Here is a 23,872-nt window from a genome sequence, read left to right as displayed (position 1 = left end):
CTGTTTCTTCAGGAAAAGCGTGTCCTTAATTCTGAGGAACCTCCTGATCGGCGTAGGCCTCAATCAGGTCGCCTTCCTTAATATCGTTAAAGTTCATGATCGTTAAGCCGCATTCATAACCGTTGCTGACTTCCTTGGCGTCGTTCTGGAAACGCTTCAGCGAACCCAGCTGACCGTCGTAAACGACGATGCCCTGACGAATTAAACGCACCTTGCAGTCCTTGACCAGCTTGCCGTCGGTTACCATACAGCCGGCGATCGTGCCAATCTTGGAAACCTTGAAGGTCTGGCGGACTTCCGCCTGTCCGATGACGACTTCCTCGTACACCGGCGCCAAAAGGCCCTTCATCGCCAGTTCCATTTCCTCCATAGCTTTGTAGATAATGTTGTGCAGACGAATCTCGACGCCTTCTTCTTCCGCCTTTTTACGCACGTTGGCGTCCGGACGGACGTTGAAGCCGTAGATTACCGCTTTGGAAGCGCTCGCCAGCATGACGTCGGATTCGCTGATCGTGCCGGCGGTCGAACGGATGACGTTGACCTTAACACCCTGCACGTCCAGCTTCTCCAGCGAGGACTTGACGGCTTCCGCCGATCCCTGCACGTCGGCCTTGACGATGACCGGAATTTCCTGGACCTCGCCGGCTTCGATCTGACGGGCCAGATCGTCTAAGCTCATCGCTGAGCTGCTCTTGCGTTCCTGTTCGATCTTGGTCTGGGAACGGCGCTCCGCGATCGCGCGGGCCTGCTTTTCGCTGTCGAAAACCTTGAACATATCGCCCGCCACCGGAACGTCGTTTAAGCCGATGATCTCGACCGGTGTCGACGGCTTCGCTTCCTTGATTTCACGGCCGCGGTCGTCGGTCATCTTTCTGACCTTGCCGAAGCAAGCGCCGACCACAATGCAGTCGCCCGTATGCAGCGTGCCGTTTTGAACCAGCAGCGTAACGACCGGTCCGCGGCCCTTATCGAGCTTCGCTTCGATGACCGTGCCGGTAGCGTTGCGCTTCGGGTTGGCTTTCAGTTCGCGCATCTCCGCAACGACCTGAATTGTTTCCAGAATATCCTGGACGCCTTCTCCCTGCTTCGCCGAACACTTGACAAAGATTGTATCTCCGCCCCATTCTTCCGGCAATAAGCCCAGATCTGACATTTCATTCATGACGCGGTCCGGGTTGGCAGCCGGCTTATCCATCTTGTTGACAGCGACGATAATCGGAACATCCGCCGCTTTGGCATGGTCGACCGCTTCCTTGGTCTGCGGCATAACGCCGTCGTCCGCAGCAACGACGATGATACAGATATCGGTCACCTTCGCGCCGCGGGCACGCATCGCGGTAAACGCTTCGTGGCCCGGCGTATCCAGGAACGTAATCTTCTTGCCCTGGACACTGACCTGATAGGCACCAATGTGCTGCGTGATGCCGCCGAATTCACCTTCGACGACCCGCGTCTTCCGGATCGTGTCCAGCAGCGTGGTCTTGCCGTGATCGACGTGACCCATGATCGTAACGATCGCCGGGCGCTGAACCAGATCCGCCGGATTTTCTTCAATTTCATCTTCCAGGCTGTCCTGATCCACTGGAATTTCTTTCTTGACTTCAACACCGTACTCCATGCAGACTAACTCAATCGTTTCATCATCCATCGAGCTGTTGATCGTCACCATCTTGCCCAGCATAAACAGCAGCTTGATGATATCGCTGGCATTGCGGTTCATCTTCTGCGCTAATTCCCCGACGCTGATCCCTTCCTCGTAGGTAATGCTGGTTACGGCTTCCATCTTCGGCCGTGGGTTATAGGAATTATTGGAATTGTTGGATCTGTGGTTATTCCGTCTTCCCGAGTTATTCCTTCTTTGTTGTTTAGCCAATACCTTCACCTCATTTCATAACTGCATCCTGAATAGACCGGGCCAGTCCCTCGTCCAGAACCGCGCATGCGATCCGTTTGGGCTGACCAAGCGCGGCCGACAGTTCTTCAGCCGTTCCCTCGACTATCCAGTCAACGCCGTAGAAACGGCATTTATCCTGAATCTTCTTCTGCGCGTTGCTTCCGCAGTCCGTGCAGAGAAGAACCAGCTTCGCTTTGTTTTGGCGGATTGCCGCCATCACGCTGTCCCCGGTTGCGACCTTGCGGGCGCGGGCAGCGATCCCCAGCAAGCCTGAAACCTTGTTATTCACCGAGAACCTCGCGGATTTTATCATAAACCTCTTCGGGGATCTCGCATTCCAGAGCGCGTTTCAGACTTTGCCGCTTGATCGCCAGCTCGAGCGCCGCCGCATCTCTTTTCAGATACGCCCCGCGGCCGTTCAGCTTGCCGGTCAGGTCCACTTCCACCGTGCCCTGCGGTGTTTTCACGATCCGCAGCAGTTCCTTTTTCGGACACTGTTCCTGCGTCGCGACGCATTTGCGCATCGGTATTTTCTTCATCGTACTCCCTCCCGTCTTTCCAGTTTATTTTTCTTCGTCGTAGTATTCGTCGAATTCGTCGAAATCGATATCGTCCTCAATCCAGCTGTTCTGCGCTTCCAGTTCTTCCTGGCGGCGGATTTCTTCCAGCTCTTCCTCTGAATAGACTGGCTTGAATTCGTAGTCCTTATCCTTCTTCAGATCTTTCAAACGCAGCTTGCGGTCATCCTCGCGGACGTTCTTGCGGCGGCGCAGCGGCGCTTTTTCTTCGGTATGCGACGGGGACTGCGTCGGATCGGCCAGCCGTTCAAAACGGGATACATACTCGCGGCGTTCGCGAATCTCACGCTTGGCCCGGACCGGTTCCTCTTTCTTGACAGGCGCAGCCGGTTTGACTTCCGGCTGGACTTCAGCAGGTTTGACTTCCGGCTGAATTTCCGGTTCCGGTTGGATTTCCGGCTCTGGCAGTGTTTCTTCTTCCGCTATCTCCGGTTCCGGTTCGACTTCCGCTTCCGCCTGCGGCGTTTCAACGACCGCTTCTTGGACAGCTTCCGCTTCCTCAGCAACTTCCGGTGCTTCGATCACAGCTTCCAGCTCGTCATCCGGTTCTGTCTCCACTTCCTGGACGCCGGCTTCTTCCAGCTGCTTTGCGATCCGCTGTTCCGCCAGCCGCTTCTGTTCCTCAGCGGCGAACTGCAGCATCATCGTCTTCCAGTCGATGCCCTGTTCCTCAATCTCGCCGGCCGTCTTGATATCGATCCGCATGCCGGTCAGCTTCACGGCCAGGCGGGCGTTTTTACCCTTCTTGCCGATCGCCAGCGACAGCTGGTTGTCCTCGACGACGACTAACAGCGAACGCTTGTCCTCCGTCGGCAGCACAGCCAGAATCTGGGCCGGAGCCAGCGCGTTTTTAATCAGCTCGCTGATGTTGTCGCTCCATTCAAAGATATCGATTTTCTCGCCCTTCAGCTCGTCGATGACGACCTGAACGCGGCTGCCGCGCGGACCGATGCAGGCGCCGATCGCGTCGACGTCCGGATTGTTCGACCAGACGGCCATCTTTGTCCGTTCGCCGGCTTCCCGGGCAATCGCTTTGATCTCAACGACGCCTTGGTAAATTTCCGGAACTTCCTTTTCAAACAAACGCTTGACCAGCTTCGCGTCGGAACGGGAAACCAGCACCTGCGCGCCCTTGGTATCCTTGTTGCATTCAGTGATGACGACGCGGATACTCTGGCCTTCAACGTAGCGTTCGCCCGGGATCTGAGCCGCGCGCGGCATCAGCGCCATCGTTTTTCCCAGATTGACGACGACAAACTTCTCCTCAACCGACTCAATCATGCCGGTGACCATTTCGTCCAGCTGATCGATGTATTCATCATAAACCGCCTGCTTCTCCGCTTCACGGATTTTCTGCTTCATGACGTTTTTCGCCAACAGCGCGGCAGCCCGGCCGATCTGGCTGATATCGACTTCGTGATCGACTAAATCGCCCAGCTGATAACCCTTGTCCTTGACGTCGGCCAGCGCGACTTCCAGTTCCTCGTCTTCGACTTCCTCGACGACGGTATATTGTTGGTACACATGAATCTGACCGTTGGCTTCGTTGATATCGACACGGACCAGCACGTCCGGAATGTCGATGTGTTTGCGATAGGCTTTGGCTAAAGCCTCCTGCAGTGCGGCGATGACGATTTCCTTGGTGATCTTGCGGTCATCCTCGATCGTCTGCATCGCCTTCAAAAATTCTTTGAAATTCATTGCGATTTCTCCTCCAAGTCCTTACAATTTCACAGCCAGGCGGATCTTTTCAATTTGATCCAATTCCACCTGAGCCTTGCGGGTTACGGCTTTATCGCGATAGCTAAGGGTCAGGGTGGTTTCATTCATTTCCAGTAAATCGCCGGTGATTTCCATCATCGATTTGACCGGACTTTTTAAACGGACGCAGACATGCTTGCCCAGCGCACCGCGGATTTCCCCGGCGTTGCGCAGTTCACGTTCCGCGCCGGGCGAGCACACCTCCAAAAAGTATTCAAAGCTGATCCAATCGTCATGGGCATCCAGAGCTTCAGAAATTTTCTCCGAAACTAAGGCGCAGGTATCGATGTCCATAGATCCGTCAGCTCTCATCACTGCGATCTGAAGAATCCGGGATTTCTTTTCGTTCACCCATTTCAGATCGTAAAGCTGAATGCCAAGGGAGTCCAGGACAGGCAGAATCAACGTCTTAATGTTTTCTAACTGTTCCATTTTTCTCTCCTTATAACATGAATGAAGGAGTGGCTTTCACCACTCCTGCTGTTTCTTTATACACTCTTACTATACACAGAAACAGCGTAAAAATCAAGCTTTTTCTGAAATCAAGCCGCGCTTTTCCTCACGTTTTTCAGAGTTTCTTCTCCTCCGCAACCTTACGGCGGAATTTCAGCAGTCCCAGATACCGCAAAATATACAGGCTCCAGTGCAGCCGCGCGCCGGCGCAGAAGACGACTAAAAAGACGATCACCAGCGTCTGTTCCGGCAGAAAGAGTTTCAAAATCGTAAACACCGGAATAAACAGGATCAGCGCCGCAACCGGAAACAGCTGCGTCAGCGACGCCGCAAACGGCTCCATTTCAATGCGGTAATGACAATGCGGACAGTCGAATTCCCGGATTTCATTGAGCTGGGAAGCCGGGATTTCTTCATGACAGACAGGACATTCAATTTTCATAGCACCGCTTCCTTCAGAAAGAACGGATTCTCTTCTGTCTCTATTATAACAGGAAAATCCGCCCGCTGGCGGATGATTTCACCGGTTCTTTTCAATGGAGTCCTTTTCTTCCAGGCTGCCTGCGCTCCCCGGCAAAATGCCGACTCCCGCTTATTCCGTTATCCTGAAAAGCTTAAAACAGACTCAGCTGATTTTCTTCCTGCATGCCCTCCAGCGTGCCCAGCACCTCGAGCTTGCGCATCAGCGTTTGGGAGAGCTGGGTGCGGTTTAACAGATCTTCTTTGGATAAGAACTCGCCCTGTTCCCGCGCCTCGACGATCGACCTGGCCACGTTGGCGCCCAGACCGTCGACTGTCGTAAACGGCGGAATGATTGTCTTGAGATCGTCCGGCAGCACGCGGAATTCCGTCGCCAGGGATTTGTCGATATCAATGTTGGAGAAGCGGTAGCCGCGCGCGTACATCTCCAGACAGGCCTCGAACATCGAGTACAGATCTTCGTCCTTTTTCGTGACCTGACGCTTGGTCTCCGGATTCGATTTCATGGCCTGAATCTCGTCCATCCGCCGCTTGATCGCATCCATGCCCTTGACCATCGTTTCGATTTCATAGGCGTCGCAGCGCAGCGTAAAGAACGCGACATAGTACCAGTAGGGATGATGGACCTTAAACCACGCGATGCGGATCGCCATCATGACGTACGCGACGGCGTGGGCTTTCGGGAACAGATACTTAATTTTTAAGCAGCTGTCGATATACCATTGCGGAATGTTGTTTTCCTTCATCAATTCGATCCATTCCGGTTTTAAGCCCTTACCCTTACGGACGCTTTCCATGATGAAGAATGAATCTTTCTTCGGCATTCCTTTTTCAATCAGATACGTCATGATGTCGTCACGGCAGCCGATGACGTCGTGCAGCGTCAGCCCGCCGTCGATCAGATCCTTGGCGTTGTTCAGCCAGACGTCGGTGCCATGGGACAGACCGGAAATCCGCAGCAGTTCGGAGAACGTGCTCGGCCGGGTCAGTTCCAGAATGCCGCGGACAAACTTCGTGCCGAATTCCGGCAGGCCGACCGCCCCGGTCGCTTCGCCATACACCCGCGGATCGGCTTTCAGCGCGTCGACGGAATTGAAGATCGACATCGTTTCCGGATCGTTCATCGGAATCGTCGTCGGATCGATCCCGGAGATATTCTGCAGCAGACGCATCGCCGTCGGATCGACGTGGCCGAGGATATCGAATTTCAAGACGTTGTCATGGATATCATGGAAATCGAAGTGCGTCGTTTTCCATTCGGAATCCGGATTATTGGCCGGATACTGAACCGGCGTAAAGTCATAGACGTCCATGGAGCTCGGGATGACGATGATGCCGCCGGGATGCTGGCCAGTTGTCCGCTTGACGCCCTCACATCCGTTAGCTAACCGCAGCCGCTGCGCCTGGCGCATGTTTTCCAAGCCCATTTCCTCCGCATAACCGCTGACGTAGCCGAACGCCGTCTTCTGAGCGACCGTGCCGATCGTCCCGGCGCGGAAGACGTGATCCTCGCCGAAAACCGTTTTCGTAAAGGCATGCGCCTTGTCCTGATATTCGCCCGAGAAGTTCAAGTCAATATCCGGAACCTTATCGCCCTCAAAGCCCAGGAAGGTTTCAAACGCGATATCATGGCCGTTGACAATCATCTCCGCACCGCATTTCGGACATTTCTTCGCCGGCAGGTCAAAACCGGACTTCACCGAGCCGTCGGTGATGAATTCGGAGTGCTGGCAATCCGGGCAGACGTAGTGCGGGATCAGCGGATTGACCTCGGTGATTCCCGACATCGTCGCGACAAAGGAGGAGCCGACCGAGCCTCGCGAGCCGACCAGATAGCCGTCTTCATTGGACTTCTTGACCAGCAGGTGGGAAATGTAGTAAATAACCGCGAAACCGTTGCCGATAATCGAGTTCAGCTCACGCTCCAGACGTTTCTCTACGATTTCCGGCAGCACTTCGCCATAGGTTTTATGCGCGTTCTCATAACAGATCGTCTTGAGCTTCTCTTCGGAGCCTTCGATGACTGGTGTATACAGCTTGTCATGCACCGGCAGCACCTTTTCCACCTGATCAGCGATCGCGTTGGGAGCTTCGACGACCAGCTCATAGGCCAGCTGGCGATCCTCAACCCAGTCGAATGCCTGAAGCATCTGGTTGGTCGTCAGGAAATGCTGATCCGGCGTCACGGTGCGGGAGCGCCGTTCCTTATCGTAGATATACAAAGGATGACGGACGCCGCCGATCCCCTGCGTCTGAATGTAGATATCGCGCAGGATTTTTTCTTCCTTTTTGCAATAATGGACGTCGCCGGTCGCGACGACCGGTTTGTTCAGCTTCTTCGCCGTCCGGATTATCCGCATCAGCACCTGCTTCAGCCGGTCGGTATCCGGCAGGGAATGAGATTCGACCAGTGGCCGGTAATTCTCCAGCGGCTGAATTTCGATGTAATCGTAAAAAGCAATCGCCGCTTCGAGATCCTGCTGGTTGCGGTTAGCCGCCAGCTCGAACACCTCGCCGTTGTAGCAGGCCGAGCCGATCAGCAGATTCTCACGCAGTTCCTGGATGCATCGCCGCAGAATCCGCGGTTCAGCCAGAAATTCTTCGCCGCTGCTTTTGGAATTGGCTTTGCCGAAGACTGCCAGATAATCGGTATTGGACAGCGTAACCAGCTTGAACAGGTCCTTCAGACCGGCCTGGTTTTTAGCGATCACGTTGACATGACGCTTCATGACTTTGACAAACGCCTTTTTATCCTGCAGATTCTGCAGGTCGGCGACAGTCTGTGCGCCGCGGTCCTTGCATTCCTTGATCATTAGCATAAATACGCTCGCCAGCACGTCGGCATCGTAGTCCGCACGGTGCGCGACTTCTTCGTCGTAGGTAATCCGGTAATGGCGGGCGATGTTGCCCAGACGGTAGCTGCGGCGGTCGGAATGCAGCGCGCGCGCCAAGTCCAGCGTATCGACGACCGGATTGGTCAGCGGCGCCATGCCGATGCGTTTGAGTTCTTCATTGAGGAAGTTGTAGTCAAAGGTCGCGTTGTGCGCAACCAGCACTTTATCACCGATAAAATCGACCAGCTCCTGCGCCACCTCGGCAAACGGTTTGGCCTGGGCAACGTCTTCGTTGGTAATGTTGGTTTTTTCTGAAATAAAGGCGTTGATCGGCACCGGCGGCTTGACGAACAGCTGTTTGGTTTCCTTGATCTCGCCCCGTTCGATCACAACCGCGCCGAATTCGATGATGTGATCAAAGCTGCAGGATAAGCCGGTGGTTTCCAAGTCATAGACGACATACGCCGTATCGCTCAGCGAATCGGCACGCGGATTGCGGATAATCGTCAGGAACTCGTCGACCATGTTCATTTCAACGCCGTAGAGAATTTTAAATTCGCGGTCCTTGTTGCCCTTGAGCAGCTTGGCGGCGCAGCTCTGCGCCTTCGGGAACGCCTGGCAGGCCATGTGATCCGTGACCGCGATCGCGCGGTGTCCCCACTTAAACGCCTGCGTCACCAATTCCTCGACTTCACAGACGCCGTCCATTTCCGATTTATTCGTGTGACAGTGCAGCTCGACGCGCTTGACGTCGGCCGTGTCCTGTTCCTCTTCCTTCTTTTCCAGCTTGACGATATCGTCCGGGAAAAACACCAGCTCCTTAGAAAAGGAATCATAGCGGACTGAACCGTATACACGCACGTCGTCCCCGACGCCGACCTCGTTCAGCTTTTCCTTCGGACAGCGGGCGCTCTCAAACCGCTTGCAGGTAATCGCATCGTCGTTATCCTTGACGTAAAGCGTCTGGATCTCGTTGCCGGTCTTTTTGATCGTGATCGAATCCTTCTCAAAAATCGTTCCGGTAAACTGCACGTTCTGGATCTCATCGTTGATTTCCTTTAACGCCAGCACGGTATAATCTTCCATCTTTGTACGCCGTGAACGATAGCTTGGCTTATCCGCGGAATACGCCGGCTTGGCCTGCGGCTTCGGCGCTTCCTTCGGCATCTTCACTTCGATCTGAGTGAAGCTGGCCGCCCGGCAGGAAAACTCAAAATCATAGCTGATCCCGGCATTCTGCATGAAGTGATCAAGCTCTTCCCGGCAGGCCAGTGCCTGCTGCTTCAGCGTTTCGTCAGTAAACAGACAATCGACAACCTGATCCTTCACCGTCGGGATCGCGTCCTTCAAGCCCTGACCATAGCGCGAATGTTCGCTGAAGTATTTGCAATATTTCAACATCTCGCCGGAATCCAGATCGCAGACGTCCGCGCTGATCCGCAGCTCCACCGGACAGCCGATCAATTGGATCAGGCCGTCGTTAAAACACTGCAGCTGTTCCAACGGCAGCGTCCGCGGCAGCTGAAGCTCCAGCACGACTTTCTTTTTCGCGGCGATAAATTTACAATGCGTGATTTTCCCCTGTTCAAAATAAGCGCTGTCCAGACCTTCGATCTGAACCTTGCTTAACGTTTCTTTTAATTCGATTGTTCCCATTGGCGCATCTCCATCCTGTTCCTGGGTATCATTCTACCATTTTTCACCTTGAAATAGAATTGAAATTATCTTTCATCAGACTGACGGGAAATTGATAGGACATTCTGAAAATTAACTTCCTCTAAAGTTACTTTTTTCATTGCAAACCCAAAATTGACAGAATTCACAACGGCCTTCGCAGCTAAGCTTTTCCAGGTAAAGGGATTTCCCAGGAATAAAACAGTGCCAATCTTCCTCTGACCTGTCTGATTTATTCGTTTCCCTGCTCGTAAAATTAAACGTCATGTCCGATTTACTTTGAAATGAAAAACGAAGCCCGTTTTTCATTTCAGGCTTCGTTTTTAACTTACTTTTTAAAGAGAGGCGACAACTTCTCCGGCAATCCGGCCAAACGTCAGCGTTCTGCCAATCGCGACGCCGACAATGTACTCCGGATAATTATGAGCGAAGAATCCGCCGCTGCAGTCACCCGCTGCATACAGCCCTTCAATCGGCTCGCCTTCGGTGTCCAGAACATTCATATGGGTATTGATCCGCAGTCCGTCCAGCGTGCACAGGATCGTCGCTCCCTGACGGGCTCCATAGAATGGCGCTTTATCCAGTGCCAGCATCCGGTAGCTTTCCTTGCCGAAGTCTTCGTCTTCACCCTGGGCGCAAAGTTCGTTGTAGCGGTTGACGGTGGCAACAAACTGATCTGCCGGTATATGCAATTTTTCAGCGAGTTCTTCTAAAGTATCGGCCTGCTGAACATAACCGCCTTCGATTAATCCATGCAGCAAGCCTTCTGCCGATTCGTGATCAAAGATCTGCAACAAGCCGCCGGACTGGCTCGGCTCAATGCGGGCGCAGCCAATTTGATACATCTGTTTTACATGTTCATGCCAGTTGCTGTCAAAAATCGTATTGTATAACCGCTTAGGCTGCAAACTTCCTGCATGAAGCATGAAATCATACGGCAGACTTTCATTCACAAAGCGCTCGCCTTTCAGATTCACCTTCAAAAACGGATGCGATCCAAAAATCAGATAGCCAAAGTCATCCCAGTTTCCATCGATAAATCGGTCCGGCTGAATTGCGCCGCGGTCAAACAACATGGCGGTCCCGTCGTCGTCTTTCGCCGCGCCGATCCAGACAGCCGCTTTTATTCCATCGCCGGTATTGTAGCCATGAGAATCCGTACTGGTAATGGATTTATAGGCGGTAGGATTCAATTCCTTGAGCATTTCCTTATCCGCGGAATAGCCGCCGCAGCACAGGATCACACCTTTGGAAGCGTTGATGCGAATGTAGTCCTCACCATTTTTCGCGATAACACCCGTCACCCGTCCGCCTTCTTTTCGTTCAATCTGAACAAGCGGAGTTTCATAGCGGATTTCTACGCCAAGACTCTTGATATAATCAACGACGGGCATGAAGTAATCAACAGTTTCATGCGTCTCATCATTTTGCAGATTATGCATCGTCGGAAATATCTTGTAGCTGCCATGGCTGCCATGACCAATGTCCCACTCCATGTGCATTTTTGTGCCCGGGACCTTCTCCGCCATCAAATCAGCCAGCCAGTCGATCATTTCCCCAGAACGGTCAGCCCATAACTGAATCAGTTTCTGATCCGCCCGGCAGGAAGCATATTTCATCAATTCTTCTACCAGCTCCTGCTTATCGAAATCCACACCGGCTGCTTGCGCGGCCTTGCTTCCAACCGCTCCCAGCCAATGTCGTTCGGTGCCATGGATAAGGAGTTTTTCAATCATCAGAACCTTGGCGCCTTGTTCAGCCGCTGACGCCGCCGCAAAAAGGCCTGCTCCGCCGCCGCCGACAACTAATACTTCAGTTTCAACCGTTTCCTTGATTTGATCCTCAGCAATTTTAGCCGGGGCTTCGTTCCATTTTAAAGCAGCCTGTGTTTCTGGTTTCGGCGTTGTCTGGTTTGTTGTTTCACCGGTTGAGCAAGCGGTTAACAGCCCCATTGCTGCGGCGGTGACGGCCGTTGCCGCGCTCCCTTTCAGAAATTCGCGGCGGGTAATCCCTTTTCTATTCATATTTTTCTTTCCTCCTGATTACTAGTTTATTCACAAACTAAATTAAAAAAAGGGTGAAAATTAAGAATGATACAACAAATTCATTCTTAAAAACTACCCCTTTAAAATAAAACCGATACGTTTAAAATACCTTGATCCGCCAGTTTAGCTTGTATTTTTTCGGCTTCTACAATTTCTTTTTCATTTTGACAAATCAAATCTACCTGCCAGCGCGTTAAGTAAAAGCGGCCAAAACGAAGCAATGATTGCAACACGTATTCATCGAGCGTAACTGCATTGTACGCTTCCGCCTGATTTTCGTATTTCATAAAATCCATTGGCAAGAGGATCCGCAATGTCCAGTTATAACGAACAGCCCATCGCATCAGAAGATCGTAGCCAAACATCACTAACGGCTGAATGGATTCAGTTTCCATGCTTAAGGTATCTGTCAAATCCACGGTCACGGTTAACATTTTTCTCAATACCGTTTCACTCATCGCTGAGAGGCGCTGATATTTTCGATACATCATGGAATCCATCGGTTTCTCAAATAAATTATTCTCTTTTCTGAATTTTGAAAGCAGTGGTCTGATTTGACTTTGATCCAAGATTGAATATTGAGACGGCGCAATCCGCCAGCGCTGTTTCCACTGACTCGGTGAACAGCTATACATCTCATGGAAATTGCGATAAAAGCTTTTACGATCGCTGAATCCACAATCCAAAATGAGATCTGTAATGTTCATATCACTAAAAAACAGTCGTTTTTCTGCCTGTTCCAACCGCAGCTTCATCACATAATCCATAAACGACATACCAAATACTTCTTTCCATAAAGTACTCAAGTGTTGCGGCGTGACGCCTGCAGCCTGCGCCGCTTCTCTTAAAGTAATTTTCTCATGAAGATCCTTCCGCAAATAACGCAGGACTTGAAACAGCCGGTCTTTCTTTTCTATCGACATATACTGGTAATATTTCAGCTGATCATTAAACACGGTATATTCTAAACAAAGCAGCGATAAAATGAAATCAGCCTGGCAGCTTAACGCTTTATCCTGCGGTTCTTCTTCCATGATGAAATTAAGGCAATCGGAAAGAAAAATCTGGTCACGCCCGGATTGAAAGGTGTCGCTGCGATCCTTCCAACGCAATGTTTCCGCTTTAAAAATCAAGTCTTGTATTTCCGGATAGAACGCTGCCGCACGCTCGGCGTCGATTTGTATAACCTGGACCAGACAGCCCTGATCACTTCGGCACTGCCCCAGCGTATAGCGGTTAACGATCAAGAATTGACCTTCTTTCACCTTTTCAAAGGAAGCGCCGAGTTTGACTGTCATTTCATTTTTCAATACATAAAACAAATAGAAAAACTGCTCCGAATAAAAAAGCGCAGTTGACTTCATATCCAGTACTCTGGTTCTTACAATCGCTTCCATCCATCATCCCTCTTACCTAGTATAACTGATAACCGCATCTTTGCCGAGAACTTTTCCTGTCTCCTTTTTTGACCTGCCGATTGCGCGTCATTCCGATTTACCTTGCTTCACAGAAAACACCTTGCCAAGCAGCTCGGTCCGTGTTTTGATAAATTTTTAATCCGCATGCGCTGAATCCCGGGCAAAGTGCTGCCCAACGAAAAAAAACCGATTCAAAGCATTCCTGCGAACCGGTTTTTATCAGATTTCAGCGCAAACCTGGATTTATGAATCAGAAGATCCCGCTCAGCAGGGAAGCAACCGCTTTTGCCAGCATGCCGAACAGCGAGAAGTCGTTGCCAGCGTTGATCAGCATCCAGTTGGCAATCGTATGTGAATACGCCAGCGCTGAGAAGCCGACCATAACGACCATCACCGCCGCAGCGACAAATGTCCCGATCACCGCGCCGCGCAGACCGCCCTGGCCTTCGCCCAGGATCGCCGCTGTGCCGCACTCGAAGAACGAGGTGATGACTAACGGAACCAGCATAATGCCGAAGACCTGTGTCGCGTTGCAGATCAAAATTAAAACAGTAGAGGTGATCATCGCAACGACAAAGCCGATCAGCACCGCGTTCGGTTTATACGTGAACAGCATCGGGCAGTCGTAAGCCGGAATTGCATTCGGAACGACTTTCTCCGAAATTCCCTTAAACGCCGGAACGATCTGGCTGATCAACATGCGCACGCCCTGCAGCAACAGGATTAAGCCTGCGCCGTAATTCAATCCCTGCGCAATCGCCACGACGACGACGTTTTCCCCTTCTGCCAGCATCGTCGGAATCGTCAAACCGACGATCACAAACATCACAAAGATGACCAGGCAGCCGGTGATGGAAATTTCACGGAAGAACGACAGCGCCTTGGGAATTTGAATGTCCTCCGTCGATTTTTCCTTGTTGCCGACTTTGGAGGCGACAAACCCGGAGATCAAACCGAGATAACCGGTCGGATGTCCCAGCAGGAAGCTGTTGTCCTGGGTGACCGCAAACGTGTATTTCTTGAGTGCCCACGGCATCAGCGACCAGTATAATGCGGAACAGATTGCCCCGAAGAGAATCAGCGGCATTCCGCGCAAACCGCCTTCGACCCCGGCGGCCACAAAGATAAATGGGAACCACCAGAGCATGTGGCCGGTTAAGAAGATCGTTTTAACCGGCGTGAAACGGGCGATCAACAGATGCAAGATCATCCCGATAAACATCGCCATGCCGATATCGCCGCCGAAAGAGGCGGTGAAGGTCGCGTCGTTCAGACCTTCGGCAACGGTGCCGTTCAGCGACTGAAACGCCGTGTTGATCGGCAGGATCGACTGCACCAGCATCGAAACACCGGTGTTCAGGATGACCATGCCGAAGGCTGTCATCAATGCGCCCTTAACGATCGTGCCGAATGGTTTTTTCTGCAGAGCCAGTCCGAGGGCTGCGATCAAGCCCAGCAGAACCGGCGGATTACGAAAGATACTGTTAATTATAAAATTCATCAATTCCATGGTGTAAATCCCCCTTTCGATTTACTGCTTATCCTTGAGAAACTGGCGGACCTGACTTTCTACTTCAGCCAGATCCATGTAGCGGGTAACGGCCAAAACAGGAACGGAGACACTTTGCGACAATTCCGGCTGCAGCTGCGGACTGGTAAAAATAACATCGCAGTCCGTACTGTGAGCCGAGGTCAGATCAGTGTTTTCGACTTCGACGTCCAATCCCAGCTTGTCCGCGACTTTCTGTAAGCTCATTGCCAGGATCAGGCTGGATCCGACCCCGAAACCGCACACGGCGACAAATTTCATTTCGTTCACCTCCTTTGTTGAACAATTTATCTAAGATTCATCCTGACGGATCAATCTCAAGATCTCCTCAGCGCTGCCCTGGCACAGCTTGTCAATGTTGGCCTGATCGTACAGAATCTCGGTCAGCTCGGCTAACGCGCGGATATGCGAAGTGCTGTCCACTGTCGCCAAAACCGCAAACAAATTGACCGGCTTTCCCAACAGATCGACGGCTTCCTTCACGGAAAGAATCGCCATGCCCAGCCGGTGGACATGCAAAGCTCCGCTGGCATGCGGCAGCGCAAAGCGGTCGGCCAGCACAATATAAGGACCATACTTCTCAATCGAAGCGATCATTTCCTGAATGTATTCCGGATCGATGCTCCCATCAAGAACCAAAGGCTGCGCCGCTTCGGCAATCGCGGACTGCCAGCTGTCAACATGGTTTAAAACACGGATTTTATCGGATGTGATCAGTTCTTTCAACATAGGACTTCCCCTTTCTTCTTTATGTTTATAGAGCAGAGCTTCCAACTCTCTGACGAGCGCCGGCCGGTTTTGAATTTCGCAATACTTTTCGATAATTTGCAATAACGGATGAACCTCCGGTACCGAATCAGGCATTGAAATCCCTGTGCATTTCTCCATTAACAGACAGACGTCCTGACGATTCAGCAGCGGGTTGACCTGAATCAACTTATCGTCATAACCCGCAATCGGCATCGTGGACACAATATAATCATACGCGGCTGTGATCTGCGGCAGGCGCTGCAGCGATACCTGATCGACGATCTGGATCAGCGGCACGCTTTGTTCGATCTGAATCTGAAGCATTTTGGAAACCATCAGCCCCTGCGGACAGACAAGCAGAATCCGGCTGCGCATGCGCCGGTGATTTTCCTGGCTGCGCAGCACACCGCCGAAATAAGCGGTGAGAAAAGCAATTTCTTCTTCCCGGATGCCTTTGAATTCAGGGAATATCTGTTCGTCCTCCAGAATCAGGCGGATCATCGTAAACAATTCAAAATAACGGGATTTAATCTCATCCAGACAGAAATTTCGAATTGGAAACTGAAACTGAATCCGGTAATAAGAAGCTAATAGATGCTGGGCAATGCTGCGGCGGATCATTTCCCGGTCTTCAATAACCACCGCCATCCGGCTTTCAAAACAGGTGATCAGCCGCGTCACGCCCTGGTCAACGATCGTCTGTTTTTCACCGGCGTCCAGCGTTGTCAAGGAGCTGATAAACGCCGTGAGATAAGCAGCTTCCAGCGGATCGGCGATGTTTAAGTCCTCCGCCACGGATTGACGGTAGCGGAAGGCTTGGGTTTCCTGCGTCCAATCGGAGCGGATCCGGCATTGTCTGGCCATCCGCAGCCGGATGAACCGAAGCATCGCTGAAAGCAATGCCATTGAATAATCCGCTAATCCAAGCTCATTTTTCTGATTAAACGACAGGATTTCGTCGCTGATACGGTTGATCAGGTTGTTATCGTTATACAGACAGTAAAGGAAACGATCGCGGATTTGATTTTCATCCCCGCGGATCTGATAGGTTCCCTCGTCATAACGCAGCTCAATGCCCTGCGCGTCCAGCTGGTCGCGAAGCTCGTTCATCAAATAGGTCATCGTGGAATGACTGATCTGAAGTTTCTGTTCCATCTGTTCCTGACGGGGAAAATCATCGCACAGGATTTTATAGAGGATAAATTCCAGCTTTTCTTCCGTTCCCTGCTGCGTAAGTTCCTGATCGGCAAGCATTTGGCTGACGCGCTGGAGATCACCGACCATGACTAACTGCCCGGCAACTTTTTTCAGCTGCGCGCAATGACGCAGACTATAATTAATTTCTTCAATGTCATAGTAGAGCGTGCGTTTGGAAATCTTCAGTTTCTCCAACACCGTTTCAAAAGGAAGGCCCGGCGACCGCAGAATCCAGCGGATCAGCTCGCTTTGTCTTTTCTTCATGGTTTCTCCTCTTCTTTATTATTCCTTAATTATTATAGAGGGACAAGAACGGCTTCTTGCACAGAAAAGCTAAACGATTGCACGGTCTGAAGGGATCCGCCTCCTGTACCGGCAGATTAAACCGCTGTAAATAAAGGGCTTCTGTTTACCGGCTTTCAGGAATAGTTTTAGCGGATTGAAACGAAAAAAAGGAGCGGGTTTCCGCTCCTCTTCGGACTGACAGATTGAAATCCTTATTTGTTGTTCTGACGGTTGCTCTGGTTGTTCTGACGATCGGACTGGTGCTGACGATCGTTGTTGTTCTGCTGGAACTGATTTTCCTGCGAGAATTCAGAACGATACTGATTGTTGTTCTGACGGTTTTCCTGGCTGTGCTGGCGGTCAGACTGGTGCTGACGATCGCTGTTGTTCTGCTGGAACTGGTTTTCCTGCGAGAATTCAGAACGGTACTGGTTGTTCTGACGGTTGCTCTGATTGTTCTGACGATCGGACTGGTGCTGACGATCGCTGTTGTTCTGCTGGAACTGGTTTTCCTGCGAGAATTCAGAGCGGTACTGGTTGCTGTTCTGACGGTTTTCCTGGTTGTGCTGACGGTCAGACTGATGCTGACGGTCGTTGTCGTTCTGGTTGTACTGGTTGTTGTTCTGATTGTTCATGATTTCCATCTCCTGTCCAAATTCGGTGGCATGCTTGCAAATTTCTTTTTGCTTCACATTTTGAAGATATTCGCTTTTGCGTTCAACCAGGGCTTCCTGGTAGTCAGCGCCCAGCTCGTAAGCCATCTCATATTTGTAATCGTTCTGGCTTTTCCGGGACGGACACTGATAATCGCGTTTACGATAATCCATCATTTTTTCTCACCTCAATAACAGTATGGCTGTCTTCGTTCAGCGGCATTCAGAGAAAGCTTCGGCGAGTGTTTGGGAAGAAATGGAAAAAGACCGGGACGCTTTAGCTCCCGGTCAACTTATCAGGTTTTCAGCTCAGAACAGATCATCTTCCTGCGGCGTGGCGGGTGTGACGACGACGGTTTCCATTTTCTCTAGGCACTCATCGATCAAGGCTTCAAAATCCCAGCCGGCTTCCATCTTTTCCGCTTTTTCCGGATGCGGCTTGGTCACTGGATTTTTCGGTGTAAAGATCGTGCAGCAGTCCTCAAACGGCAGAATCGACGTTTCATAGGTGTTGATGCGGCGGGCCACGTCGATAATTTCCAGCTTATCGTAGGTGACGACCGGCCGGATTACCGGCATGTCGATAACGTGATTGATCGTCTGCATGCTTTCCAGCGTCTGTGAAGCGACCTGCCCGATGCTTTCGCCGTTGACGATCGCCAGGCATTTGTATTTCTGCGCGGCCCGCTCAGCAATCCGGTACATCATGCGGCGCATGATCGTGATGGCGTAGCTTTCGTCGCAATGCTTGTAAATCGCCAGCTGCAGATCGGTAAATGGAATGATATGCACCTTGATGCTGCCCTGGTATTTCGAGATAATTCCGGCTAAATCCAACACTTTTTTCTGAGCACTGCTGGAAGTATACGGCGGGGAGGCATAGTGAATGCATTCGATCTCCACGCCCCGTTTCATCGTCAGATAGCCCGCGACCGGCGAATCGATGCCGCCGGAAAGCATCAGCAGCGCTTTGCCGCCCATGCCGACCGGATAGCCGCCGGCGCCTTTGATCGTATCCGCCATCACATAGGTAAATTCCTCGCGGACCTCAATGCCAATCCGCAGATCCGGGTGGTGGACGTCAACCTTCATTTCACTTTCCTTCAAGATCTTCGTTGCGACGGCACGATTGATCTGGTCGCTGACCAGCGGGAATTTCTTATCATGACGGCGGGTTTCGACTTTAAACGTCCCCTGACCGCGTTCCATGGCCACCTGATAACCGGTTTCCACCATCGCATCGAGATCGGAACGGATTTTCAGGCAGAGCGAAAACGAACTCAGGCCGAAGATTTCCTTCAAAATCGCGCAGATTTCCTCCGGCTCCGTTCCATGCAGATGAATGTATAAGCGGTCAAAGGTCCGCTCATACGTCAGCTTGTCATAAGCGCTTAACGAGGCTCGGATGTTGTCGGTCAGCTTTTTGATAAAATCCTTACGGTTTTTACCCTTGGTCGACAATTCGCCATAGCGTACTAAAATGTGATCATATTGAATGGGTTCCATATTTATGTAGTATCTCCTTCAGTTCCCGCAGAAATCGATCGACTTCTTCCGGCGTGTTGCGGCTGGAAAAACTGCAGCGGATGCTCGACAGCGCCCGCTTATCACTCATTCCCATCGCCTTGAGGACATGGGACGGCGTTTTGGACTTGCTGGAACAGGTGCTCTGCGCGGAAACGCAGATATTCCGGCTGTTGAGCGCGTTCATCATGACTTCCGAGGGGATCGTTTTGCATGAAAAGTTTAAAATTGCGCTGACGCCGTTGTCCGGACTGTTGATTTCAATCTCAGGCAGCAGCGCCAGCCCCTCGCGCATCCGCTGATTCAGCTGACGGGTCACCGTCCGGTACAGCGTCTGTTCTTCCAGCGCCAGCCGCAGGGTTTTGGCCAGCGCGATGTCGGCTACGGAATTGGCCGTGCCGCCGCGCAGTCCTTGTTCCTGCTGACCGCCGCTGATGATCGGCACCAGATTCACATGCTGCTTCTTCATCAAAAAGCCGCTGCCCTTCAGGCCCTCGATCTTATGCGCGGAAAAGCTTGCCAGATCGACCTGGTTCAGATCCAGATCAATTCGCTTCAGTGCCTGCACACAGTCGATATGAAGCAAGGCATGGCTGTTTTTCCGGACGATCTTTTTCATCGCTTCCAGCGGCATCACGCTGCCGACTTCATTATTGACCGCCATGATCGAAACCAACGCCGTTTTCTCGCTCAGCGCCTGCTCAAGCTGATCCAGCCGGACGACGCCCCGTTCGTCGACGTCTAGCCAGGTCACATCAAACCCGAACACTTCTTCCAGCTGGCGCATCGCGTTGGCGACGCTGGAATGTTCGACCTTCGTCGTAATCAAATGGTTTTTCCTGCCCATCGCGGCAAACGCCGCACCTTTGACCGCCATGTTGTTGGCCTCGCTGGCGCCGCTGGTAAAAATAATCTCATGCGGCTGCACCTTCAGCAAAGAAGCAATCTGCGAGCGGCTTTTCTCCATCAGCCGGGATATTTCCATTCCTTCGTCATACAAAGATTCGCTGTTGGCGAACGACGTTTCCAACAGCGAGTTAACCAGTTTGCGGACTTCCGGATGCACCGGCGTTGTACTGGCATTATCAAAATAGATCGCGTTATCAGGCAGCACTTTGCGCATTCTCCTTTATCAGCTTTTCATACGAACCCGGATGAATTCTTTCAATCGTCGCCAGCGCCACGGTCAGCGCCTGCGTGTATTCGCCGTTGCGGAAGCACAGCTCGGCCCGGGTCAGCTCCGAATCGATATCCGGATACGTCGAACGGTATTTATTCCCGAAAACAATCGTATTCTCTACCATGATTGCCATGGCGACAAGGTTGTTCACATTGTTATACAGCTTGTAAATATAATCGATCGCGTCACTGAGCGTGGCGTTCATCAGCTGTACGTTAAGCGGCGTATCGGTTAAGAGGTCTTCAATCGAGCGGACATATTCGACCGCCCGCGCCAGATCGCCTTCATAGGTAGCGGAGATCGCCGGCAGTTTGTTCTTGCGGATTTTGACCTGCATCTCATTCATGATCAGCTGCAGCTTCAGCAGCTGCTTCTTCCCCCGGGCCTCGTCGCTGCAGGCGCTGTCCAGCCGCGCTTTCAACTGGTTGACCTCAGTCAGCACGGCGTCGGCTTCCTGCTGAAGCTCTTTTAAGGAAATCAAAATCGTCGAAGCGGGAACGGAATTACCTTTGATCATCTGCATGATCTTAACACGCATATCTTCGATTTCAATGATCCGCTGCTCACGCAGTTTAATCTGATCGGTCAGATCCTCAATCCCAAACCGCACTGAAACCTTCGCCATCAGCTGGCGGACATACTGACTGTTTTCCTTCAGCTGCAGCACGGTCTTTTCCGCTTTTTCTTCAGCCTGACGCATTTCGTCATAGCTCTGGCCTTCTTTTTCAATCTGCGCCAACAACTGGCTGAGCCGCTTTTTATCCTCGTCCAGATGCGCCCGGATATGAACGGCTGTCCCCTGCTTCAGTGCAGCCAGATCTTCTTTCAGCGTTTCGCTGATCACTTCCAGATTGCGCGGCACTTCCAGATGGTGCAGATAAACGCCTTTTTGTTTCTGCATCGAATAGCTGCGCGAAACCTCGTCGATCAAATTTGGAATCAGGCCGCGCGCTTCCTGAAGCAGCTGCGGCAGATTATTGATGATATCGGTCAGATCGCCCAGTGCTTCACGGATTTCTTCCAACTCTTCCGAAGCTTTTTCAAACTCCGAAGCGTACATCCATTCCTCAAACGCCGAGAACATTTTCTCTGTCGCGGCGATCCGGTTTTCGATCGTTTCCCAGCAGAACAACAGCTGGGCGCTCTTTTCCTGCGCCTGCAGCTTCAGCGTCCGGAATTCTTCCTTCATCTGCGTGACTTCCGCCCGCTGCGCCGTTTCTTTCTCAAGAATTTTATCCAGGAACGCTTCCAGCTGATGGACCTGTTCCTCGCCCAGCTCCATCATGTTGTCCAGATCATCCAGATTGATCCGCGCGTCTTTCAGCTTGCCGACCAGTACCATGTCTTCCGTGTCCGCCAGCATCTGTGCGATCTGCTTGAGATTGGCCTGCGCCAGTTCAAAATCATCTTTGCAATGCGTAACCTGCGCCATCGTCTCCTGATTGACACGGGCGATGGCCACGGCTTTGTTCAGCTTAAACGGCAGCGGCACGCTCTTGATCGAGTTATACCGGACTTCCAGCTCCGAGAGCTGCGCCTTGCAGTTCTTGATCTTTACCTTTCGCATGATGAACCAGATTATAAAAATAACAAGAATGACCACCATCGCGATGATCACTTCTTTTCGTGTCAGAATTTCCAGTACCTTCTCCAACGCATACCACCTCTTAGTTCTTATTTTATCATAAAGCGACAAACTCTCATAGGTTAAAAGTGAGTTTTTGACAACTTCTTCTCCACCGCGAAAAACACGCCGCGCGCTTCCTTTTATTACGCTTCACAAGATCAGCTCCATCAGAATTTCATCTTCATCCCGCTCGTCGGTTTCCACAAAGCCCAGCGACCGGTACAAGTGCGCCGCAGCCTGATCTGCCTCACGGTAACATAAAACAATGCGTTTTACCTGGCGTTCACGCAGATTTTGAAGCAACAGTTCCATCGCTTTCCGGCCATAGCCCCGGTGCTGAAACCGCTGATCAATAAAGAATTGATCCAGAATGATCTCCCCCGGTTCCGCTTCCCGCGTCATCACCAGGCCGAGTTGGTCTTCCCCCTCCTCAATCACGCTGACCTCGCTGTTTTGATGGCGAAACGCATAGGCGCGGGCTAAAATCATCGGTGCGCTGCTCAGATAACTGCTTTGTTCCAGCGTCACGCTCAGGCTGCAGACCTGGCGGTAATTGTGCTGATCAATCGTCGTAAACCGCATCTTTTTCTCCTCCTGCCGCTGATTTCGATTTCCCGCAGCGCTTGTTTTCTCATTATAAACTTTTCACCGCTCTCAATTCAACTCCGATTTCCGCAAAACGCCTTTGTCAAAGGGATTTATTTCATTTTTCGATTGACAGAGAGCAAAGAAATCTGCTATACTTACCTAGCGTTTAATAATAGCAGCTTACAAAGTTGCGCAACCGGCGTTGGTACTGGAATTCTTTCCAGAGCAGAAGTAACTTGCTGCTTCAAGCGAAACTGCCGTCTACCAACACCCTGCGTCAATGATTTGTACCTGTTGTTGTTTTATGTGCCATAAAACACACAAGGAGGAATTGAAAATGGCAAGAAATACTGGACCAGTTTGGAAAATTTCCCGTCGTCTGGGCTTCTCGATCCTGGAAACAGGCGAGGAACTGCAGCGCCGCACTTATGCGCCGGGTCAGCACGGACCGACAAAGCGGATTAAACTGAGCAACTACGGCACGCAGCTGCGTGAAAAGCAGAGAATCAGAAACATGTACGGTGTTAACGAACGTCAGTTCGCGAACACTTATATCAAAGCGGAAAAGATGGCTGGCGTTAAGGGTCACAACTTCCTGTGCCTGCTGGAATCCCGTCTGGACAACATCGTTTACCGCATGGGCTTCGCCAGAACTCGCCGTGCTGCCCGTCAGTTAGTCAACCATGGTCATATCCTGGTTAACGGCAAGAAGGTCGATATCCCTTCCTTCACAGTAAAGCCGGGTTCTACGGTTGAAGTCAAGGAAAAGTCCAAGTCGATGGCTTGCATCGCTGATGCTTTAGAAGCAACGCTGAACACGGTCGCTTTCGTTACCGTCGACAAAGAAAACAAAAAAGGTACTTATGTCCGCATGCCGGAACGGAACGAACTGAATCAGGAAATCAACGAACTGCTGGTTGTCGAATACTACAACCGATAAGCCAAAGAAAGCCTTCAAGCAAGGCTTTTTTTATATTTCACCTTGTTTTTCAAACGCCATTCCGATACACTGAAAATAGAGAAAGAAGGCAAACGTATGGGTGAATTGTCAAAACTGCCGAATCTGGGAAAAGAATTGGAACGTCAGCTGAACGAAGTCGGGATCACCACCGCGGATCAGCTGATCGCGCTGGGCGCCCAGCAAGCCTGGTTAAAAATCCGGGCTGTCGATCCTTCTGCCTGCATCCACCGCTTGTACGCTCTGGAAGGCGCGATCCAGGGCATAAAGAAAAGCAAGCTCAGCCCTGATAAGAAGGCTGAGCTCAAAGATTTTTATTCTGTTTACAAATAAGCGTCAGGGGGCTGTGACAAATCAGGAAAATAAGAAAAAAGCTCACAGCCATTTCTCTAAGTTTTCCACAATTTTAGATAAAACGAATGGA

19 protein-coding genes are annotated in these 23,872 nt (G+C 51.4%); 2 read left to right on the top strand and 17 right to left on the bottom strand.

Features of this window, described 5'->3' with window-relative positions; all coding sequences use genetic code 11:
* Positions 1 to 25 precede the first annotated feature (25 nt).
* The 17 genes from infB to DWY25_RS05315 all read right to left on the bottom strand — a co-directional run bounded on the left by infB (position 26) and on the right by DWY25_RS05315 (position 22,484).
* Entirely contained in the window at positions 26 to 1,783 is a 1,758-nt protein-coding gene (gene infB / locus DWY25_RS05395) for a translation initiation factor IF-2 (protein WP_244925936.1), read from the bottom strand.
* A 100-nt stretch (positions 1,784 to 1,883) separates the two neighbouring features.
* Positions 1,884 to 2,183: a L7Ae/L30e/S12e/Gadd45 family ribosomal protein gene (locus DWY25_RS05390; RefSeq protein WP_117894388.1), complete on the bottom strand. Its 300-nt coding sequence runs from the start codon at positions 2,181 to 2,183 to the stop codon at positions 1,884 to 1,886.
* Complete coding sequence (gene rnpM / locus DWY25_RS05385; protein ID WP_006059090.1) at positions 2,176 to 2,433, bottom strand: RNase P modulator RnpM; 258 nt, start codon at positions 2,431 to 2,433, stop codon at positions 2,176 to 2,178. Before rnpM ends, DWY25_RS05390 begins: the two co-directional genes overlap by 8 nt.
* A gap of 24 nt (positions 2,434 to 2,457) precedes the next feature.
* On the bottom strand, positions 2,458 to 4,173 hold the full coding sequence (nusA, locus tag DWY25_RS05380) for a transcription termination factor NusA (protein WP_117894387.1): 1,716 nt from the start codon (positions 4,171 to 4,173) through the stop codon (positions 2,458 to 2,460).
* A 21-nt stretch (positions 4,174 to 4,194) separates the two neighbouring features.
* Positions 4,195 to 4,665, bottom strand: coding sequence for a ribosome maturation factor RimP (locus DWY25_RS05375; protein WP_006059088.1), 471 nt, complete (start codon positions 4,663 to 4,665; stop codon positions 4,195 to 4,197).
* A gap of 136 nt (positions 4,666 to 4,801) precedes the next feature.
* Entirely contained in the window at positions 4,802 to 5,128 is a 327-nt protein-coding gene (locus tag DWY25_RS05370) for a paraquat-inducible protein A (RefSeq protein WP_006059087.1), read from the bottom strand.
* A 172-nt stretch (positions 5,129 to 5,300) separates the two neighbouring features.
* A complete protein-coding gene (locus DWY25_RS05365) occupies positions 5,301 to 9,656 on the bottom strand; it encodes a PolC-type DNA polymerase III (RefSeq protein ID WP_244925935.1) in 4,356 nt (1,451 codons plus the stop codon).
* 353 nt (positions 9,657 to 10,009) lie between these two features.
* Positions 10,010 to 11,698, bottom strand: coding sequence for an FAD-dependent oxidoreductase (locus tag DWY25_RS05360; RefSeq protein WP_117894386.1), 1,689 nt, complete (start codon positions 11,696 to 11,698; stop codon positions 10,010 to 10,012).
* Positions 11,699 to 11,799: 101 nt separating this feature from the next.
* Entirely contained in the window at positions 11,800 to 13,116 is a 1,317-nt protein-coding gene (locus DWY25_RS05355; RefSeq protein ID WP_117894385.1) for a helix-turn-helix domain-containing protein, read from the bottom strand.
* Positions 13,117 to 13,387: 271 nt separating this feature from the next.
* The gene (locus tag DWY25_RS05350) at positions 13,388 to 14,647 is read right to left on the bottom strand and encodes a PTS ascorbate transporter subunit IIC (protein WP_006059080.1); all 1,260 of its coding nucleotides are present in this window, start codon (positions 14,645 to 14,647) and stop codon (positions 13,388 to 13,390) included.
* 21 nt (positions 14,648 to 14,668) lie between these two features.
* On the bottom strand, positions 14,669 to 14,947 hold the full coding sequence (locus DWY25_RS05345) for a PTS sugar transporter subunit IIB (protein WP_006059079.1): 279 nt from the start codon (positions 14,945 to 14,947) through the stop codon (positions 14,669 to 14,671).
* Between the two features lie 30 nt (positions 14,948 to 14,977).
* Positions 14,978 to 16,897, bottom strand: coding sequence for a BglG family transcription antiterminator (locus DWY25_RS05340; protein WP_117894384.1), 1,920 nt, complete (start codon positions 16,895 to 16,897; stop codon positions 14,978 to 14,980).
* A gap of 233 nt (positions 16,898 to 17,130) precedes the next feature.
* The gene (locus DWY25_RS05335) at positions 17,131 to 17,745 is read right to left on the bottom strand and encodes a hypothetical protein (RefSeq protein WP_147336665.1); all 615 of its coding nucleotides are present in this window, start codon (positions 17,743 to 17,745) and stop codon (positions 17,131 to 17,133) included.
* A 135-nt stretch (positions 17,746 to 17,880) separates the two neighbouring features.
* Positions 17,881 to 19,077, bottom strand: coding sequence for a tRNA uracil 4-sulfurtransferase ThiI (gene thiI / locus DWY25_RS05330; RefSeq protein WP_117894382.1), 1,197 nt, complete (start codon positions 19,075 to 19,077; stop codon positions 17,881 to 17,883).
* A complete protein-coding gene (locus DWY25_RS05325; RefSeq protein ID WP_117894381.1) occupies positions 19,058 to 20,218 on the bottom strand; it encodes a cysteine desulfurase family protein in 1,161 nt (386 codons plus the stop codon). The genes thiI and DWY25_RS05325 overlap by 20 nt, the downstream gene beginning before the upstream one ends.
* Positions 20,199 to 21,929, bottom strand: a complete 1,731-nt coding sequence (locus tag DWY25_RS05320; protein WP_117894380.1) for a septation ring formation regulator EzrA — start codon at positions 21,927 to 21,929, stop codon at positions 20,199 to 20,201. Before DWY25_RS05320 ends, DWY25_RS05325 begins: the two co-directional genes overlap by 20 nt.
* Before the next feature lie 123 nt (positions 21,930 to 22,052).
* On the bottom strand, positions 22,053 to 22,484 hold the full coding sequence (locus DWY25_RS05315) for a GNAT family N-acetyltransferase (RefSeq protein WP_117894379.1): 432 nt from the start codon (positions 22,482 to 22,484) through the stop codon (positions 22,053 to 22,055).
* A 343-nt stretch (positions 22,485 to 22,827) separates the two neighbouring features.
* Here DWY25_RS05315 and rpsD point away from each other — a divergent pair, with 343 nt between their 5' ends.
* Both rpsD and DWY25_RS05305 read left to right on the top strand, forming a co-directional pair.
* Positions 22,828 to 23,430: a 30S ribosomal protein S4 gene (gene rpsD, locus DWY25_RS05310; RefSeq protein ID WP_039864337.1), complete on the top strand. Its 603-nt coding sequence runs from the start codon at positions 22,828 to 22,830 to the stop codon at positions 23,428 to 23,430.
* Positions 23,431 to 23,526: 96 nt separating this feature from the next.
* The gene (locus DWY25_RS05305) at positions 23,527 to 23,781 is read left to right on the top strand and encodes a TfoX/Sxy family protein (RefSeq protein ID WP_117894378.1); all 255 of its coding nucleotides are present in this window, start codon (positions 23,527 to 23,529) and stop codon (positions 23,779 to 23,781) included.
* Positions 23,782 to 23,872: the final 91 nt, after the last annotated feature.

Origin of the sequence: Holdemania filiformis, from assembly GCF_003459085.1 — a bacterium.
Taxonomy (GTDB): domain Bacteria; phylum Bacillota_I; class Bacilli_A; order Erysipelotrichales; family Erysipelotrichaceae; genus Holdemania; species Holdemania filiformis.
This window is presented reverse-complemented; position numbering and strand designations above follow the sequence as displayed.

What these genes read in the sequence shown, in the direction of transcription:
- infB (WP_244925936.1), bottom strand. Translation starts at nt 1,783, where the DNA reads ATGGAAGCCGTAACCAGCATTACCTACGAGGAAGGGATCAGCGTCGGG.
- rnpM (WP_006059090.1), bottom strand. Translation starts at nt 2,433, where the DNA reads ATGAAGAAAATACCGATGCGCAAATGCGTCGCGACGCAGGAACAGTGT.
- nusA (WP_117894387.1), bottom strand. Translation starts at nt 4,173, where the DNA reads ATGAATTTCAAAGAATTTTTGAAGGCGATGCAGACGATCGAGGATGAC.
- DWY25_RS05375 (WP_006059088.1), bottom strand. Translation starts at nt 4,665, where the DNA reads ATGGAACAGTTAGAAAACATTAAGACGTTGATTCTGCCTGTCCTGGAC.
- DWY25_RS05370 (WP_006059087.1), bottom strand. Translation starts at nt 5,128, where the DNA reads ATGAAAATTGAATGTCCTGTCTGTCATGAAGAAATCCCGGCTTCCCAG.
- DWY25_RS05365 (WP_244925935.1), bottom strand. Translation starts at nt 9,656, where the DNA reads ATGGGAACAATCGAATTAAAAGAAACGTTAAGCAAGGTTCAGATCGAA.
- DWY25_RS05360 (WP_117894386.1), bottom strand. Translation starts at nt 11,698, where the DNA reads ATGAATAGAAAAGGGATTACCCGCCGCGAATTTCTGAAAGGGAGCGCG.
- DWY25_RS05355 (WP_117894385.1), bottom strand. Translation starts at nt 13,116, where the DNA reads ATGGAAGCGATTGTAAGAACCAGAGTACTGGATATGAAGTCAACTGCG.
- DWY25_RS05350 (WP_006059080.1), bottom strand. Translation starts at nt 14,647, where the DNA reads ATGGAATTGATGAATTTTATAATTAACAGTATCTTTCGTAATCCGCCG.
- DWY25_RS05345 (WP_006059079.1), bottom strand. Translation starts at nt 14,947, where the DNA reads ATGAAATTTGTCGCCGTGTGCGGTTTCGGGGTCGGATCCAGCCTGATC.
- DWY25_RS05340 (WP_117894384.1), bottom strand. Translation starts at nt 16,897, where the DNA reads ATGAAGAAAAGACAAAGCGAGCTGATCCGCTGGATTCTGCGGTCGCCG.
- DWY25_RS05335 (WP_147336665.1), bottom strand. Translation starts at nt 17,745, where the DNA reads ATGGATTATCGTAAACGCGATTATCAGTGTCCGTCCCGGAAAAGCCAG.
- thiI (WP_117894382.1), bottom strand. Translation starts at nt 19,077, where the DNA reads ATGGAACCCATTCAATATGATCACATTTTAGTACGCTATGGCGAATTG.
- DWY25_RS05325 (WP_117894381.1), bottom strand. Translation starts at nt 20,218, where the DNA reads ATGCGCAAAGTGCTGCCTGATAACGCGATCTATTTTGATAATGCCAGT.
- DWY25_RS05315 (WP_117894379.1), bottom strand. Translation starts at nt 22,484, where the DNA reads ATGCGGTTTACGACGATTGATCAGCACAATTACCGCCAGGTCTGCAGC.
- rpsD (WP_039864337.1), top strand. Translation starts at nt 22,828, where the DNA reads ATGGCAAGAAATACTGGACCAGTTTGGAAAATTTCCCGTCGTCTGGGC.
- DWY25_RS05305 (WP_117894378.1), top strand. Translation starts at nt 23,527, where the DNA reads ATGGGTGAATTGTCAAAACTGCCGAATCTGGGAAAAGAATTGGAACGT.